This is a genomic window from Peribacillus sp. NPDC056705, assembly GCF_043656335.1.
This window is the reverse complement of the sequence record NZ_JBHTYI010000004.1, coordinates 108,604-124,301: the sequence shown is the minus strand read 5'-3', so window position 1 is coordinate 124,301 and position 15,698 is coordinate 108,604. Positions and strand designations below refer to the sequence as shown.

Sequence of the window (15,698 nt, the reverse complement as noted above, 5' to 3'; positions counted from 1 at the left end):
AAAATAACGTTCATAATGATTCGATTAACTCCTATAACTGGCTGGCCTATTTTTTATAGAAAGGAGGGATGAAAATATGTATATGTACCATTCACCACAGAAGGGAATCATCCACACTGAATTGCACTATTTAGGAATGGCCTCGCAGGTATATACCGGTTATTTGGAATTTATAAGCGAAATTGAACCGATACAAGAAACAGAAAACCTACCGCCGGCCCCTCTTCTCTTTTTAGATGAGAACGAATAGCCTCGTTAGCTTTTCCTATATTAAAGAAAACCGGCCTTGAAAGTAACCGGTTCTTTTACCTGTCACAAACTATTTAATCTAAAAAATGTAAGTTATGATGTACAACTATTTGCACCGAGTTTTCTTCGGTGATTTTAGTATATTTCAATAAAAAGAGCACAGTTATTTAAACTGTGCCCTTCCTTTTATTTATCTTTATTAACTTATTATACTAAAGCTTTTTATATCAAATCCACGAATGACATCATAAGTTCCTTTTCCCATAACGGCAGTATCAATTCTTTCCAGAAGTGCATTGTAGCCTGAATCTCCTTCTACCTCTGTTGATTCTAACCACTCCAAAGTACCATCATCATTCGCAATATAGCCATCAATTGAAGTACCAATGTAAAAAATAATGTTACGCTGTTTTTTCATCAATCAACTGATCCCCCTCGGAACATAAACTTGATATTCCTTGATAATTCCTCTAGGCAAGATACCATCAAGATTAAATCTCCACTAAATTTAATTCCTCCTTCTTTTACTAATAACCTGTATCGTAAGTTGAAGAAGAAAGAAGTATTCCATTGATAAAATTGAGCTTCTTTAAAAAAAAACCCATTTATAATATACTCCCAAGAATACACCTTATCCGCAATTCCTAAACGCTGAGCAGGTATTTCCTTTGTTTCACCTGACTTAAATGGTTTGCAGAAGTTATAATATGTTCTAAGGATTGTAATAGCCATTTTTGATAATTAAACAACTGTGCCATCGTCGTAAAGGTATGGTTAACGTCTGACCCACTTATCAGTTTGCTTTTCGTTTGATTCATTTCATAAAACCCAATATTTTCAGATAATAAAGACTACTCTTCTTACCTGATCGGGAATCTATTCCAATTCCCCTGCCTAAATTGACATTTTTCCGATTCATGTTATATTAATATAGTACTTTAGTACGGAAAAGCGTTCAATAATAGAAGAGATTTTTAGTTTTATTTATAGACTATTTTATTATAATAATGAATGAAAGGCATGAATAAAATGGAGAAGACTCATCAAGATTTAAAAAAGGGCCTATTGCCACGGCATGTCCAGTTCATTGCTTTAGCAGGAATGATAGGAACAGGGATTTTTAAGGGGAGCTCCGATACATTAAATATGGCAGGTCCAAGTGTTGTATTAGCCTATATAATAGGGGGGCTATTGTTATTTATTGTAATGGCCGCATTAGGAGAGATGGCAACCGCTTTTCCTAATTTGAACGTACAACATCTCATTAATAAAGCTTTTGGTTTTCAACTATCCTTCATAGTCGGATGGCTCTATTGGTTTAATTGGATTATCGTAATCATTGTAGAGATAGTCGCTGCCGGCAGTTTTCTACAATATTGGTTTCCTACGGTGCCATTATGGCTGTTAAGCATACTTTGCGCTTCAGTAATTATAGGAATTAATTTATTTCAAGTAAAATACTACGGAGAACTCGAATTTTGGTTCGCAGGAATTAAAATAATAACCTTAATTGCCTTTATTATTTTAGGAGCTTTGATCCTGCTGGGACTGTTTCCTAGTTCGGCTTCATTTTCTAATTACACGGAACATGGTGGTTTTTTCCCAAAAGGAATTGACGGAATGTTTAGTGCACTTTTAGTGGTAATGTTTTCATATGGGGGAGCAGAATTAATTGGTGTAGCCGTCACGGAAACAAAAGATAGTCAGCGGGTCATACCAAAAATAATTAAAGGGACAGTATGGCGGGTGATCCTTTTCTATGTCTTGCCGATACTTATTATTTGTGGGGTAATACCTTGGAACCAAATAAGCACTGAAATAAGTCCTTTCGTTCAGGTTTTCAGCTTATCGGGTCTTCCCGGAGCAGCCGATATTATGAATTTCGTTCTTTTAACTGCTGTGTTATCAGCTGCAAATTCAGGTATATACGCTACCTCAAGGACATTGTTCACTCTTTCCCAGAATGGGGAAGCGCCTAGAGCATTTTTAAAAACAACCAAAAAGGGTATCCCGCTTAATGGTATATTCCTAACTACATTATGTATATTGGCTGGTGTGTTTTTATCCTATTTGACTCCCGACCTGATTTTAAGCTACCTTATGGCCATTCCTGGATTCACAGTTTTATTATTATGGATCAGCATTTGTTCCGCGCAATTGAAGCTGCGTAATCAATACACTGGTAAACCAGGTTTCCGGGTAAAATGGTACCCATATACAACTATATTAGCCATCACTGCTTTAAGCATTATCTTTTTGGCATTTATCTTTAATAAGCAAAACATCATTGGGACCACAGTGTGTCTTGTGACGTTAGCAACATTCATCCTTCTCTCTTTTATTGTCAAACAAAAAAAATAGAACTATTATATAAAAATCCCTGAATTTAAATAGAGGATTTCAGACTGTGGACAAACTCGATGCAGGTCGAATTTGTTTACAGTCTTTTTAGTGCCAGAACAGTTTGAACGTCGATTGGAACGTAGGGCCATTCGCGCGGTCGGTCCGGAAACCTCCTCGGCGCCTTTGCACCTGCGGGGTCTCTCCTGCACTCGCTTTTCTAAGCAGGAGTCTCGAACACCTCCTCCAATCAACTTTGTTTAAAAAATTCAGATATAAACCCTTTTGTCTAAAAAGCGGATTCGGAACTGTCTCATCCTGAACACTGATTTTAAAACAATACTTATGATATACTTTATGGTTTTTTTACTGTAATCCTTATTGGATGGAAGAAATTTGCGACACTCCTGCCGAATTACTCCGCTAGCCGAGACACCACAGGCGCTTGCTTTGATGAAGCTTGGCAGACAGTCGGCGGAAATGGAGCTGATTTCTGAAATCAACTGCAACTTTTTTCTGAAGAATAAAAGGGAAACAAATTTGGATTTAAAATACTCCTTTTGCTCCATCTTCAATATACATATGTTAAAATAACCAATGAACCAATCATCCTACAAATTCGAGGTGTGAATATTGACCATATCTAAAACAAATCGCTTATCACTTGTAGAACAAGTCGTTTCCCAAATCGAATCGTTAATCGAATCAGGTGAATGGAAAATTGGAAATCAAATCCCCCCTGAAATGGATTTGATCCAACAGTTCGATGTAAGCAGAAATACATTAAGAGAAGCTGTACGATCACTTGTCTATGCGGGCTTTTTAGTAACGAAACAAGGAAAAGGAACATTCGTAAGGTCATCAAGTGCCTTGGGGGCTGCTTTTGAAAGAAGGATCCAGCAGTCAAGTATATTAGAAACGTTAGAGGTCCGTCATGCACTTGAAAGAGAGGGAGCTCAGTTAGCGGCATTAAGACGTAATCAAGAAGATATAGAACGATTGCAATATTATATATCAGCATGCAGTAAAGCTGCCAGGGCAAAGGATATCAAGGCTTACGAAGAAGCCGATATACAGTTACATAAATCGATTATGGCTTCATCACATAATGATTTATTGATTGATTTGTACGAACATATGGAACACTCCCTGCATGAATCCATCCACCGGATAGTGGAGATGAGTTCTGATGTGAACTTTCATTTGAACATTCATTGCAATCTTGTAGATGCCATCATCGAACAAGATGCGAACCGGGCAATCGAAACAGTGAATGAATACATTGCACAATTCAAAAAATCTATAGAGTAAGTAAGGAGGAGATTATGGGAATTAACCAAGCAGCAAATCAACTAGAACAAACAAAAATGGATATTAAACCCAAGGTTGGACTATTCATCATCGGGATCATTCTTCTTGGGGCAAACCTGAGGGCTCCCTTAACATCTGTTGGCCCCCTTGTCACTTCGATCCGTGATAACCTAGGGATATCCAATACATTATCAGGTTCATTAACGACATTGCCTTTGCTTTCTTTCGCTTTATTATCACCATTTGCACCTAGGATAGCACGGCGTTTTGGAATGGAACTTACCCTTTTCCTTTCCTTGATATTATTAACAATCGGGATTGGGGTACGCTCAGTTGGCGGAGTGCCGACATTGTTTATAGGGACCATTTTAATTGGGTTAGCCATTGCAATCGGCAATGTATTGTTACCCAGTCTGATCAAGCATAATTTTGCCAGGAATATCGGTTTGATGACAGGAACCTATGCTGTTTCCATGAATTTATGTGGCGCAATAGGTTCCGGGATCAGCATTCCCCTTGCTTCTTCATCGGGATTGGGATGGGCTGGTGCCCTTGGATGTTGGGGAATCTTATCACTTATTACAGTCTTCTTATGGATGCCGCAATTAAGACGGCCATTCAAGTCAGATAAGGATGTGCAAACGGCACAAAAGGATAAAAAGATTAACTTATGGCGTTCTGGGTTAGCCTGGCAGATAACATTCTTCATGGGGTTGCAATCGTTTATCTTCTATACAGTAATTACCTGGATGCCGGAAATCCTGGAGCAAAAAGGGCTGAACGCTGATGAGGCTGGCTGGATGCTATCCATCATGCAGCTTGCCGTCATTCCCATAACATTCCTTGTGCCAATTTTAGCTGGACGCCTACAAAGTCAGCGTCTGTTAGTGGTCCCGCCTGTCGTCTTCCTTATCGCAGGGATATTCGGCATATTATATGGAAGCACACTATTCATACCAGTATGCATGATATTGATTGGAATTGGGGTCGGAACCATATTCAGTTTATCCATGATGTTCTTTAGTCTTCGAACACAAAGCACCCATGAGGCGACGGAATTATCAGGAATGGCACAATCATTCGGGTACCTCTTAGCTGCCATTGGACCTGTATTATTCGGATTGCTGCATGACATTACACACAGCTGGACAGTTCCCTTATTGATGTTGGCCGCAATATCGGCACTTATTTTCATTGTTGGAATGCGTGCAGGAAATAATGAATATGTAACTACTCAATAAAACCAGTCATGAAATTTTTTAAAACAACCATACTTAATATAAGGGTATGGTTGTTTTTTGTCTTTCTTTGATTCTGTTCAACTTTATAAATATTGTGAATATAAAGCTTCAAACGAATGATATAAATATAGGAGATTTGAAAAGGCCGTTGCTTCTGTTGAGCAACGGCCTTTTCATCTGGTCTTATCTGTCACCCTGACATTGCCAAAAGAAAGATTAGAAAAAAGACGTACAATGTGAATCGCACGCCTTTTTAACCTACAATTATTTTGATCTGAAAATTTCACTTACCACGTTTCCCTTTTTATGCATACTTCTTACTTTCCTCATCTTTAAAAAAGCTCTTCATTGCGTGGAAAACGTCAGACTTTTGCTTAAGGATATAGTACCTGAATTTTTCATTATCGATATTTTTATAAGCTGTCATCAATGTCGAATGACGATTGTATTGATTGACTTCCCCATACCCGAACATATTGGAAACCTTCATGAGTTCTTCAACAAGCTTAACGCATCGGACGTTATCTGATGTTAGGTTATCACCATCGGAAAAGTGAAACGGATAGATATTAAACTTCATGGGGTCATATTTATGATCAATAAGTTCTAATGCTTTTCGGTATACGGACGAACAAATCGTTCCGCCGCTTTCCCCTTTTGAAAAGAAATCCTCTTCCGGAACCACTTTCGCTTCTGTATGATGGGCAATGAACTCGATTTCCACCGTTTCATATTTTGTCCGCAAGAAACGGTTCATCCAAAAGAAAAAGCTTCGAGCCATATATTTTTCCCATAACCCCATACTTCCAGAAGTATCCATCATCGCCAGTACAACTGCTTTGGAATCAGGTTTCTGTATCTCATTCCAGGTTTTGAATTTAAAGTCTTCCTTATAAATAGGATGAAAACCCGGGTTCCCCGTTAAGGCGTTCCGTTTGAAAGCCGATATCATCGTTTTCTTTTTATCGATGTTTCCCATTAGGCCTGTCTTGCGGATATCGTTGAATTCGATGTGTTCAAGCGTGTGCTCCGCATGTTCTTTCCTCTGAAGATTAGGGAGTTCCAATTGACTGAACAGGGCTTCCTCCAATTCCAGCATCGACACTTCGGCTTCATAATAATCCTCACCCGCCTTGTCACCCGCACCTTGGCCCTTACCGGCTCCTGCATCGGACGGTGAGCCATCCCTTGCGACCACATCCCCCACTTTACTGTCTCCATCGCCTTGCCCTACATGTTTGTTTTTATCATAGTTATAACGAATTTTGTATTCATCCAAGGAGCGAATGGGAATCTTGATAACATCCCGGCCATTGGACATTACGATACTTTCTTCTGAAATTAGATCAGGCAAATTATTCTTGATCGCTTCCTGCACCTTTTCCTGATGACGTTGTTGATCATCAAAACCTTTCCGATGGAGGGACCAATTTTCCTGTGAGATAACATACTGTTGATTACTCTCTTCCGACATTCTCTTCCCCCCTTAAAAATGTTTGCACGCTTTTCATCATTCCTTCATATAATAAGTTAGTGTGGGAATGCCCACATCATTCCGGTTTTCCAATGAAAAATACAGTGCGAAAAAACGGATTAAAAGAAAAGTATTACTCTATCTTATGCAGCGATGCAGGATAATTTACAACAAAATTCAATAATGGACGTTTGCCTACGAACTAGACAAGTCATGGCAAGGGCGTTATGGGCCCTATAAGGTTGTTTTCTAAATATTACTGTAAAATAAGTATTTCAAGAAAAAGAACAGACTTGATGATTATCAGGTCTGTTCTTTTTTAAAGCAGGTTTTATTTGTCGGATTATAGGATATTTTAAAATATCTTTTTGAACATAACCACGTAATTGATCTGCAAAACAGAGGCTTCCAAGGACATCAAAAGCAATGAAATACAACAAAAAAGGTGCTCCAGTAGTTTTTCTGGACACCTTTTTAAACAGATAGAATGATTCTGGTTGTGATATTCGTCAATCTTTATCTTCCTCAATTTCATGTTGAACTGTACCTGGGCGTTTATCCCACTCTTTCAATTCTTCATTCGTCCTTTGATTTTCCATCTGCTTCCCCAGTTCTTTCATCTCTTCATAATCCTTGGCCATGGAGCTGTTTTCCGGAACATGTTCTTTTTTCAATTCCTCTTTACTCATTTAACATCACCCCTACTTATTGATACCCAATATTTCCAAATCCAAAACGTAACATATCTTATGGAAATATCGGGTATAGATAAAACATCATGAGCAAATTTAAGGAGGTGCAGGAATTATGCAAACAACTACACTTTATGTAAAGGAAGCAACGTCAGAAGGTCCGATTTTAAATCTGGAGTCCATACTTTTGAAAACGGAAGGTGTGGAACGTGCAATCATCGATGTTGATGATGGGGAAATTAAAATCGATCATAGCGAAGACAAGCTATCACCGAATCAACTTATTACACTTATTGAGCAGTATGGCTTGAATGTAACTAAATAGAAATCAAAAGCACCGGGCTCCCCTTCATACCGTAGGGCCCGGTGATTTGTTTGGTTCATTATTTCTCATTCCTTGTCGAAGGACACTTTAACACTTTCAAAAGGTGTCAGATTTCAATGTAATTCAGAGGAATTGATTCGATTCCCTCTAGCCTTTCGCAAAAGGGGATAAACCCCTGCCCGATATGGGGCAGGGGCAAAAAATTATGGATTACCGATTTAACAAGCTGCCCACATAGCGCAGCAAATCATTGGCTGAAGTCGAATTATATCCGTGCTCATCGATAAGTCTCGTGATGACCTCGTTCACTTTCTTCAGTTGCCTTTCGTCTGGTGTCTTGGTTGAGGTAGTGATCTTAACGACATCCTTCAAATCCGCGAATAGTTTTTTCTGGATCGCTTCCCGTAAACGATCATGGGAATTATAATCGAATCTCTTCCCTTTACGCGCATATGCAGAAATGCGAATCAATATTTCTTCGCGGAATGCTTTTTTCGCATTCTCGGATATTCCAATTTGCTCTTCTATCGAGCGCATCAATTTTTCATCAGGGTTGATTTCCTCCCCAGTCAATGGGTCGCGCAGCCTTGATTTATTGCAGTATGCTTCGACATTATCAAGATAGTTATCCATGAGGATCTTCGCCGACTCTTCGTACGAATAAACAAATGCCTTTTGCACTTCATTTTTTGCAATGGCATCGTATTCTTTACGTGCCAGTGAAATGAAATTCAAATACCTCTCCCGAAGTTCGTTCGTAATGGACGGATGCTGGTCAAGACCTGCCTTTAATGACATTAGTACATCCAATGCATTAATGGACGGATTTTCCTTCCGAATGATCGTAGAGGAAATTCGGTTTATCACGTAACGCGGATCGATTCCGCTCATGCCTTCATCCTGGTATTCTTTTTTCAATTCATTGATGTCTGCGGAATTAAATCCTTCGACATTTTCCCCATCATAGAGCCTCATCTTTTTCACTAGATCGATATCGCCCTTTTTGGGATCCTTCAGGCGGGTCATGATGCTGAAGATTGCCGCCACCCTTAATGTATGCGGGGCTATATGAACATCCGAGACATCACTTTCACGGATCATTTTTTCATAAATCTTTTCTTCCTCGGTAACCTTAAGATTATATGGAATAGGCATGACAATGATACGGGAATGCAATGCTTCATTTTTCTTGTTGGAAATGAACGCTTTATACTCCGTTTCATTCGTATGAGCCACAATGAGCTCATCTGCACTGATCAATGCAAAACGGCCAGCTTTAAAATTCCCCTCTTGTGTCAATGATAGCAAATGCCATAAGAACTTCTCATCACATTTCAGCATCTCCTGGAACTCCATCATCCCGCGGTTCGCCTTGTTCAGCTCACCATCAAAGCGATAGGCACGCGGATCTGATTCCGATCCGTATTCGGCAATGGTCGAAAAATCGATGCTGCCCGTCAAATCAGCAATATCCTGTGACTTAGGGTCTGAAGGACTGAATGTTCCAATTCCAACACGCTTATCCTCTGAAAGGAAAATACGCTCGACCATCACATCTTCAATCCTGCTTCCATACTCCTGTTCTAACCTCATTACATTCAGCGGCGATAGGTTTCCTTCAATCCGGATCCCATATTCTTCAAAAAAATCATCCCGTAAATACTGCGGAATGAGATGCAGTGGGTCTTCATGCATCGGGCATCCTTTTATTGCATAAATCGCGCCAGAGTCTTTTAATGAATAATTTTCAAGTCCACGCTTCAGTAAAGAAACGAGTGTGGACTTCCCACCTGACACCGGACCCATGAGAAGCAATATCCGCTTACGGACATCGAGCCGCTTTGCCGCTGGATGGAAATATTCCTCGATGAGCCTCTCCAGTGAATCCTCTAGTCCAAACAACTGCCCGCTGAAAAAATTGTATTTCTTTGTCCCATTTACTTCCTCTATCCCTGCATCTCTGATCATGTTGTATACACGTGAATGAGCAGATTGAGCAACTAAAGGCGTTTCTTTCAATATTTCTAAGTACTCTGCGAAGGTGCCTTCCCACTTCAGCTTCTGTTCATCTTCTCTAAATTTTTCGATTTTCTTTAAAATATCCATTAAGGAACCTCCCCCTGTCACTTTCAGAGAATACTTAAATCTATGCTCCAAGTCTGACAAACATGTCAGACTTTAAAAAGTGGCCGGGCAATGTTTCGAATCCCCCTTGACTCTCCATGTATCGAAAAAGGCTTAATCATTGAGAATTGATGATAAATATGCTGACAAGAAAATTTGTGTGCACTCCTGCTAAAAATTAGGGTATACTAAGCCTATACTTAAGTGGGACAATATGGGTAAAGGGAGGTCATAACATGGGCACAGTTGTTATCGTTGGAGTTGCTATTACATTTTTAGCTGCTATCTTCACTGCCGGATATGAAGATAAACCAGGTGTGAAATAAAAGAATAAAGGCCTTTTCTTACATTCCAAAAAGGGGGACAGCAAATTAAATTTGCCGTCCTCCTTTTTGGTGTCCTCATTAATATAAATAGAAAGAAGCACTTTCGATGTCATTCTACGAATGTAATAGCTTATTGGAACATGCTAACCAATGAAGTGGATTCATCATTTATACAGCGTTCTTTTTATCAGTTTGAGATGCAACGTCGTTCTCCATCGATCTCAAGTCTTCATTTACTTTTTGTCCTTGTTCCAAATATTCTGTTTGGAATCCACTCTTTATTGCCCAACTATAAAACCCTAAGGCTAAACATGTAATGATGACCATATCCCAACCAAATGGGATTATGTTTAGTCCTCCAAACTTTTCACTGCCTAGGTATGAAACGGTCATCATACAGAGTAAGTAAACAACCATCCAAAGCCCAGCCGAAAAGTTTTGACGGAATCCCTTCCATTTCATTTTTGATTGATAATAGAAATAAATGGGAAGGCCAATCATAATGATAAATAATACTTGTCCTGTCAGCGGCCATCTTGCCCAATATAGAACCAAGGAAGCGAAAACAAAACCAAGCGGTGCAATGATGCTTAATCCTTTTAGACGTAATGGTCTGTACAAATTCTGACCTGTGCGCCTTAATGTCATAACTGTGACTGGACCTGTAATATAAGAAACTAATGTCGCAACCGAAATAACCTCTGCCAAAACGCCCCAGCCTCTAAACATGAATAAAAATAAGAAAGATACCCCTAGATTCAAAAACATGGCTTGACGAGGGATTCCATAAAGTGGATGCAGTTTTCCAAAAACGCTTGGCAAATATTTATTCTTTTCCATTCCATAAAGCATTCGTGACGTTGTCGCCGTGTATGTTATTCCTGTCCCGGATGGAGAAATAAATGCATCCACATATAGTAAAATAACTAACCAGTTTATGCCTAGAACAATTGCTAAGTCAGCAAACGGTGAATTGAAATTCAAATGTCGCCATCCGTTCACGATCATGGACGGATCCACGGCTCCTATAAACGCAACCTGTAATAAAACGTAGATGACCGTTGCAATTAAAATGGATCCAATTACGGCAATTGGGATCGAACGTCCAGGATTCTTTGCCTCACCTGCCATATTAATTGGACTTTGAAAACCGTTAAATGCAAAGATGATACCAGAAGTTGCTACAGCTGTAAGTACACTTGCCCAACCATTTGGAGCCATGCTTCCTGCAGAGGTAAAATTGGATCCATGAAACCCTGCAAATAAAAGTGACCCAATCGTAAGTCCAGGTATAATAACCTTAAACACTGTAATAAATGAATTAGCTTTCGAAAACAAACTAACTGTCCAGTAATTTAATAAAAAGTACACGATCAGTAAGGCAGAGGCAATTGCCAGGCCTCCCCCAGTAAGACTTCCATTTTCTACTAATCCATGTGTCCACCGTGCCCATTCCCATGGCCATGAGCTCATATATTGAACAGAAGCGATCGCTTCAACTGGAATTACCGAAACGATTGCAATCCAGTTTGCCCAACCTGCAAGAAACCCTAAAAAAGAACCATGAGAGTATTGCGTGTATTTTACCATTCCCCCAGCTTCAGGAAACATAGATCCTAATTCACTGTAAGAAAGTGCGATAAATAAAATAACGACCATCCCGATAATCCAAGAGATAATGGCAGCGGGTCCTGCGATTTGCGCCGCTCTCCAAGCTCCGAATAACCAACCTGAGCCAATAATAGACCCGAGTCCTACCATCGTTAACGAAAACGTTCCCATCTTTCGCTGCAAATTATTCATATGTTCATCACCATGCTTTCCAAAATTGTTCCTTTATAATAAGGTCCTTAAAGAAATTGGACTTTATGATTCGTCTCAAGTACATTCAACTGAATCTTAAAGTAATTGCTGCATTACATAACGTCTTGTTAAAGATTACCTTTTTATAAGAATAAATTCCCCTGCTTTTAGAAAATACTTAGATCCCATTCCTGTGCCATTTGTTTCAATAACATACTACCTGTTACACTATTCCCATATTCATCAATGGCAGGTCCATATATGCCAATGCCACATCCATCTTGAAAAGGCATTCCGCTTCGGGCACTTGGAGGAACTAGTGCCATAATCCCGCCAGATACTCCACTTTTGGCTGGCACCCCAACAAAAGCCGCAAATTTCCCCGAAGCATTGTACATACCACAAGTAAGCATTAATGCTTTGGCCAGCTTAGCCACTTTTTTAGGGAGTACTTGTTCTTTACGAATAGGATGGTATCCATCTTGTGCAAGAATCAGTCCAAGCAAGGCTATGTCTTCTGTGGTTACTTCTATGGAACATTGCTTGAGGTAAACCTCTAAAGCTTCCTCTACATCCGACTCTAAATAATTCGTCTCTTTTAAATAGTGGGCTAAAGCTCTATTTCTATGGGAAGTTTGCCACTCAGATTGATATACTTCCTCATTGATGGCTGGGCGCTTCCCTAACAAATTTTCAAATAATGCATAGAGAAATTCCAATTTTTTTCGTGAAGAATCCCCTGGGAGAAGCGATGCTATGGTAATCGCCCCTGCATTTATCATAGGATTAAATGGCTTTCCCGGCTTATGCATTTCTAAACGAATAATTGAATTGAAAGCATCCCCGGTTGGTTCCACATCGACCCTCTCTAGCACATAAGAAATGCCGCACCCCAAGCATGCGGCTATAAAGCTGAGCACTTTTGAAATACTTTGCAGCGTGAAGGGGACTTCCCAATCCCCTGTCTTGATCATTGTTCCACCAGGCTCCAATATGCAAATGCCCAATTGCGGTAAATGTGCATTTCTCAATGCCGGTATATAATTGGCGGTTTGCCCTTCAGTAGCAAAGGATCTGTAATGTGCTACCCATTCATCTAAGTCGGCTATTCTTTGACTATTAACATGAATGTCATACTCTTTTGACAATTCTTCAATCACATTCTTCCACCTCTTCAGTTGTTGTATCATTTTTTTCAATATGAGCGTCTTTCCGAATGCCATCAAGCTTACTTATAATAGATTCGATGAAGACATAATGAATATTCAAAATATTATTAAGCGCTTTCAAATATTTCTATCTACCGTTCATTTTAAATTGGGAACTACATAATCATACGAAAACCTACAAAATCAAAAAATAAAAAACCACAAAAAAACGTATTTATTTCACATATAGAAAAAAGATTGGGTTTGCCATAATCGGTAATAAGCCGTTCTATTCAGAAACAAAGAAAGCGTTGTATTGAAGCCGATGAAACTGTATACTGATTTTTTAAACAAATTGGGTGGTGACGACTTGAATCTCAGTACGTTAATGAAAAAAGAGGTCAATATCCTTGCTTTGATGTTGTTAACAGTGCCGTTGGCAGGCGAATTGAGTTTTTACCCTTTAAATGAAACGTTTCGGGTAAGCTTTGGTCCGCCTGTACTTTTCTTCTTTTTACTATTATTACAGAAAACACCTGCCATTTTTTCAGGCTTCCTGACAGGAACAATGGTTGTGGTATTTCGTATTCTAATAGATTTTTTCATGCTTGATAGTTTTTCCTGGTCTTCCTCTTTTCAAGTTCATTTTCCAAGTTTCTTTTTTTATTTCACCTACTCCTTTCTTTTTTATTTAGTGAAAATCAATCGCTTTCAAAACCGATCGTTGATTATTGGATTTATTGGTCTTATTATCGAAATTTTGTCTGACTCAATAGAATTAATCTTTCAATATATTGTATTAGAAACAACAATTACGTTAGGTTCACTAAACGAGATGATCATGATCGCATTCGCCCACAGTTTTATCGTTTTAAGCTTTTTTAATATGATGAAACTATATGAAGCACAATCAAGGGAACGGCAAATCAGAAAACAAAATGAACATATGCTGATGCTCATTTCCAATTTATACGAGGAAACGATCCACTTAAAAAAAACATTAAAAAATGCAGAGAATATTACAAAGAAATCGTATGATTTGTATCGAGAATTAAAAGCATTGGAAAAACGGGAAAAGCACTTTCATGTTCCTACAGAACCATATAGTCAAAAAGCATTGCGCATCGCGGGTGAAATGCATGAAGTCAAGAAAGATAATCAACGAATTTTTGCTGGTCTCTCCAAATTGATTTCCAATGAGAGCTTTAGGGATTATATGAATGCTGCTGAACTTTTTCATTTAATCATCCGAATTAATGAAAAATATGCCTTATCATTAGGAAAGGATATTCAATTTGAATACTCATTAGATGGAAAAAACGATTCACATTATCATGTATATACCGTGTTATCCCTTTTCAATAATTTAGTCGCTAATGCAGTGGAAGCAATTAAAGAAAAAGGAATCGTACATTTAAGTTTGAGTGAAAGTCGCGACAATGTAGAATTCAGGGTTGCTGATACCGGACCTGGAATTCCTCAAAAATATCAGACTGTCATATTCAAACCTGGATTCACATCAAAATATGATCATTTTGGGACACCTTCAACAGGGATTGGTCTCTCATATGTTAAAGAAGTCGTAAAAGAACTGGGAGGCGATATCCTGTTTGAGAATAGTTTTAACGGTGCCGTTTTTTCAATAAAATTACCCATTCATAAGTTGATCCAGAAAGGATGATTCCATGCGTTTTTTTATAACAGATGATGATTGTGCGATACGTTCAAACTTGAGCCAAATTATTGAGAACGAAGATTTAGGAGAAGTGGTGGAGGAAGCCGAGGATGGAAGTCTATTAGAAGGACATATTTTGAATTTAAAACAAATCGATATACTATTTATTGATTTATTAATGCCAATCCGGGATGGCATTGAGACACTTCGTCATATAAAAAATACATTTAACGGGAAAATAATAATGATTTCGCAGGTTGAATCAAAGGATCTGATTGGTGAGGCATACTCACTTGGAATCGATTATTATATTACTAAACCAATCAATCGTATTGAAATATTAACAGTCATCCGAAAAGTCATGGAACGCATTCATTTAGAAAGATCGATCACAAATATCCAGGCCTCATTAAACAGTGTATTGAACTTTGAACAGCCAAAAGTTGATAAATCCAATCGTTATAATGAAAAAAGTGTAAGAGAGGTGGGTGAGTTCCTTTTATCGGAATTAGGGATCGTTGGAGAAAAGGGTGCAAAAGATTTAATCGAAATCCTGCAATATTTATTTATGTATGAACGGACTTTTACTTTTGGAAGGCATTTCCCGACCCTTAAAGATATCTTTGTAGAAATCACCAAAAAAAAGCTCGGCACATCAGCTTTGCAGGTTGATATCAACCGGGAGATAAAAGCTGCCGAACAGCGAATACGCAGAACGATTAACCATTCGTTAAATCATTTTGCTTCGCTCGGTTTAACGGATTTTTCAAATCCGAAGTTTGAAAATTACGCTTCTAAATTTTTTGATTTCACAGTCGTTCGTCAAAAGATGAAAGAACTGCAATATGATTCAACAATAGTCCTTACACCTACCCGGGTAAATACAAAAAAATTTATTCAAGTGTTTTATTTCGAGGCGAAACGATTGAGCCCTGATGAAATAATTAGATATACATAATCCTGATTAAAACCAAAAACGAAAGCACTGAA

General features: G+C 38.6%; 13 protein-coding genes. 7 read left to right on the top strand and 6 right to left on the bottom strand.

Annotation, left to right across the window (positions count from 1 at the left end; all coding sequences use genetic code 11):
* The first annotated feature begins 76 nt into the window (after positions 1–76).
* Positions 77–250 (top strand): hypothetical protein, encoded by a 174-nt coding sequence (locus tag ACFRAK_RS07305; protein WP_387596891.1) that lies wholly within the window; start codon positions 77–79, stop codon positions 248–250.
* A 198-nt stretch (positions 251–448) separates the two neighbouring features.
* Here the strand turns inward: ACFRAK_RS07305 and ACFRAK_RS07300 are convergent, their stop codons facing one another.
* Positions 449–670, bottom strand: coding sequence for a dihydrofolate reductase family protein (locus ACFRAK_RS07300; protein ID WP_387596894.1), 222 nt, complete (start codon positions 668–670; stop codon positions 449–451).
* 608 nt (positions 671–1,278) lie between these two features.
* Here ACFRAK_RS07300 and ACFRAK_RS07295 point away from each other — a divergent pair.
* From ACFRAK_RS07295 to ACFRAK_RS07285, 3 genes are all read left to right on the top strand, one after another.
* A complete protein-coding gene (locus tag ACFRAK_RS07295; RefSeq protein ID WP_387596897.1) occupies positions 1,279–2,610 on the top strand; it encodes an amino acid permease in 1,332 nt (443 codons plus the stop codon).
* A gap of 612 nt (positions 2,611–3,222) precedes the next feature.
* Positions 3,223–3,900, top strand: coding sequence for a FadR/GntR family transcriptional regulator (locus ACFRAK_RS07290; protein ID WP_394571481.1), 678 nt, complete (start codon positions 3,223–3,225; stop codon positions 3,898–3,900).
* A 14-nt stretch (positions 3,901–3,914) separates the two neighbouring features.
* Complete coding sequence (locus tag ACFRAK_RS07285; RefSeq protein ID WP_394571480.1) at positions 3,915–5,141, top strand: CynX/NimT family MFS transporter; 1,227 nt, start codon at positions 3,915–3,917, stop codon at positions 5,139–5,141.
* A gap of 304 nt (positions 5,142–5,445) precedes the next feature.
* On the opposite strand, the gene yhbH is transcribed toward ACFRAK_RS07285, so the two are convergent.
* Together yhbH and ACFRAK_RS07275 are read right to left on the bottom strand one after the other, a co-directional pair.
* Positions 5,446–6,615, bottom strand: coding sequence for a sporulation protein YhbH (gene yhbH, locus ACFRAK_RS07280; RefSeq protein ID WP_387596906.1), 1,170 nt, complete (start codon positions 6,613–6,615; stop codon positions 5,446–5,448).
* A gap of 509 nt (positions 6,616–7,124) precedes the next feature.
* Complete coding sequence (locus ACFRAK_RS07275; RefSeq protein ID WP_063235975.1) at positions 7,125–7,304, bottom strand: hypothetical protein; 180 nt, start codon at positions 7,302–7,304, stop codon at positions 7,125–7,127.
* 118 nt (positions 7,305–7,422) lie between these two features.
* On the opposite strand from ACFRAK_RS07275, the gene ACFRAK_RS07270 reads away from it, so the two are divergent.
* Positions 7,423–7,632 (top strand): hypothetical protein, encoded by a 210-nt coding sequence (locus tag ACFRAK_RS07270; RefSeq protein WP_063235974.1) that lies wholly within the window; start codon positions 7,423–7,425, stop codon positions 7,630–7,632.
* A 210-nt stretch (positions 7,633–7,842) separates the two neighbouring features.
* Here the strand turns inward: ACFRAK_RS07270 and ACFRAK_RS07265 are convergent, their stop codons facing one another.
* The 3 genes from ACFRAK_RS07265 to ACFRAK_RS07255 all read right to left on the bottom strand — a co-directional run bounded on the left by ACFRAK_RS07265 (position 7,843) and on the right by ACFRAK_RS07255 (position 13,042).
* Positions 7,843–9,738, bottom strand: a complete 1,896-nt coding sequence (locus tag ACFRAK_RS07265; RefSeq protein WP_034315159.1) for a PrkA family serine protein kinase — start codon at positions 9,736–9,738, stop codon at positions 7,843–7,845.
* A gap of 512 nt (positions 9,739–10,250) precedes the next feature.
* Complete coding sequence (locus ACFRAK_RS07260; protein WP_394571478.1) at positions 10,251–11,885, bottom strand: glutamate/serine transporter AimA; 1,635 nt, start codon at positions 11,883–11,885, stop codon at positions 10,251–10,253.
* Between the two features lie 167 nt (positions 11,886–12,052).
* Complete coding sequence (locus ACFRAK_RS07255; protein WP_394571591.1) at positions 12,053–13,042, bottom strand: glutaminase; 990 nt, start codon at positions 13,040–13,042, stop codon at positions 12,053–12,055.
* A 409-nt stretch (positions 13,043–13,451) separates the two neighbouring features.
* Here ACFRAK_RS07255 and ACFRAK_RS07250 point away from each other — a divergent pair, with 409 nt between their 5' ends.
* Together ACFRAK_RS07250 and ACFRAK_RS07245 are read left to right on the top strand one after the other, a co-directional pair.
* Positions 13,452–14,714, top strand: a complete 1,263-nt coding sequence (locus ACFRAK_RS07250) for an ATP-binding protein (RefSeq protein WP_192208158.1) — start codon at positions 13,452–13,454, stop codon at positions 14,712–14,714.
* A 4-nt stretch (positions 14,715–14,718) separates the two neighbouring features.
* On the top strand, positions 14,719–15,666 hold the full coding sequence (locus ACFRAK_RS07245; protein WP_394571476.1) for a response regulator: 948 nt from the start codon (positions 14,719–14,721) through the stop codon (positions 15,664–15,666).
* Positions 15,667–15,698: the final 32 nt, after the last annotated feature.

What these genes read in the sequence shown, in the direction of transcription:
- ACFRAK_RS07305 (WP_387596891.1), top strand. Translation starts at nt 77, where the DNA reads ATGTATATGTACCATTCACCACAGAAGGGAATCATCCACACTGAATTG.
- ACFRAK_RS07265 (WP_034315159.1), bottom strand. Translation starts at nt 9,738, where the DNA reads ATGGATATTTTAAAGAAAATCGAAAAATTTAGAGAAGATGAACAGAAG.
- ACFRAK_RS07270 (WP_063235974.1), top strand. Translation starts at nt 7,423, where the DNA reads ATGCAAACAACTACACTTTATGTAAAGGAAGCAACGTCAGAAGGTCCG.
- ACFRAK_RS07295 (WP_387596897.1), top strand. Translation starts at nt 1,279, where the DNA reads ATGGAGAAGACTCATCAAGATTTAAAAAAGGGCCTATTGCCACGGCAT.
- ACFRAK_RS07285 (WP_394571480.1), top strand. Translation starts at nt 3,915, where the DNA reads ATGGGAATTAACCAAGCAGCAAATCAACTAGAACAAACAAAAATGGAT.
- yhbH (WP_387596906.1), bottom strand. Translation starts at nt 6,615, where the DNA reads ATGTCGGAAGAGAGTAATCAACAGTATGTTATCTCACAGGAAAATTGG.
- ACFRAK_RS07275 (WP_063235975.1), bottom strand. Translation starts at nt 7,304, where the DNA reads ATGAGTAAAGAGGAATTGAAAAAAGAACATGTTCCGGAAAACAGCTCC.
- ACFRAK_RS07245 (WP_394571476.1), top strand. Translation starts at nt 14,719, where the DNA reads ATGCGTTTTTTTATAACAGATGATGATTGTGCGATACGTTCAAACTTG.
- ACFRAK_RS07260 (WP_394571478.1), bottom strand. Translation starts at nt 11,885, where the DNA reads ATGAATAATTTGCAGCGAAAGATGGGAACGTTTTCGTTAACGATGGTA.
- ACFRAK_RS07250 (WP_192208158.1), top strand. Translation starts at nt 13,452, where the DNA reads ATGTTGTTAACAGTGCCGTTGGCAGGCGAATTGAGTTTTTACCCTTTA.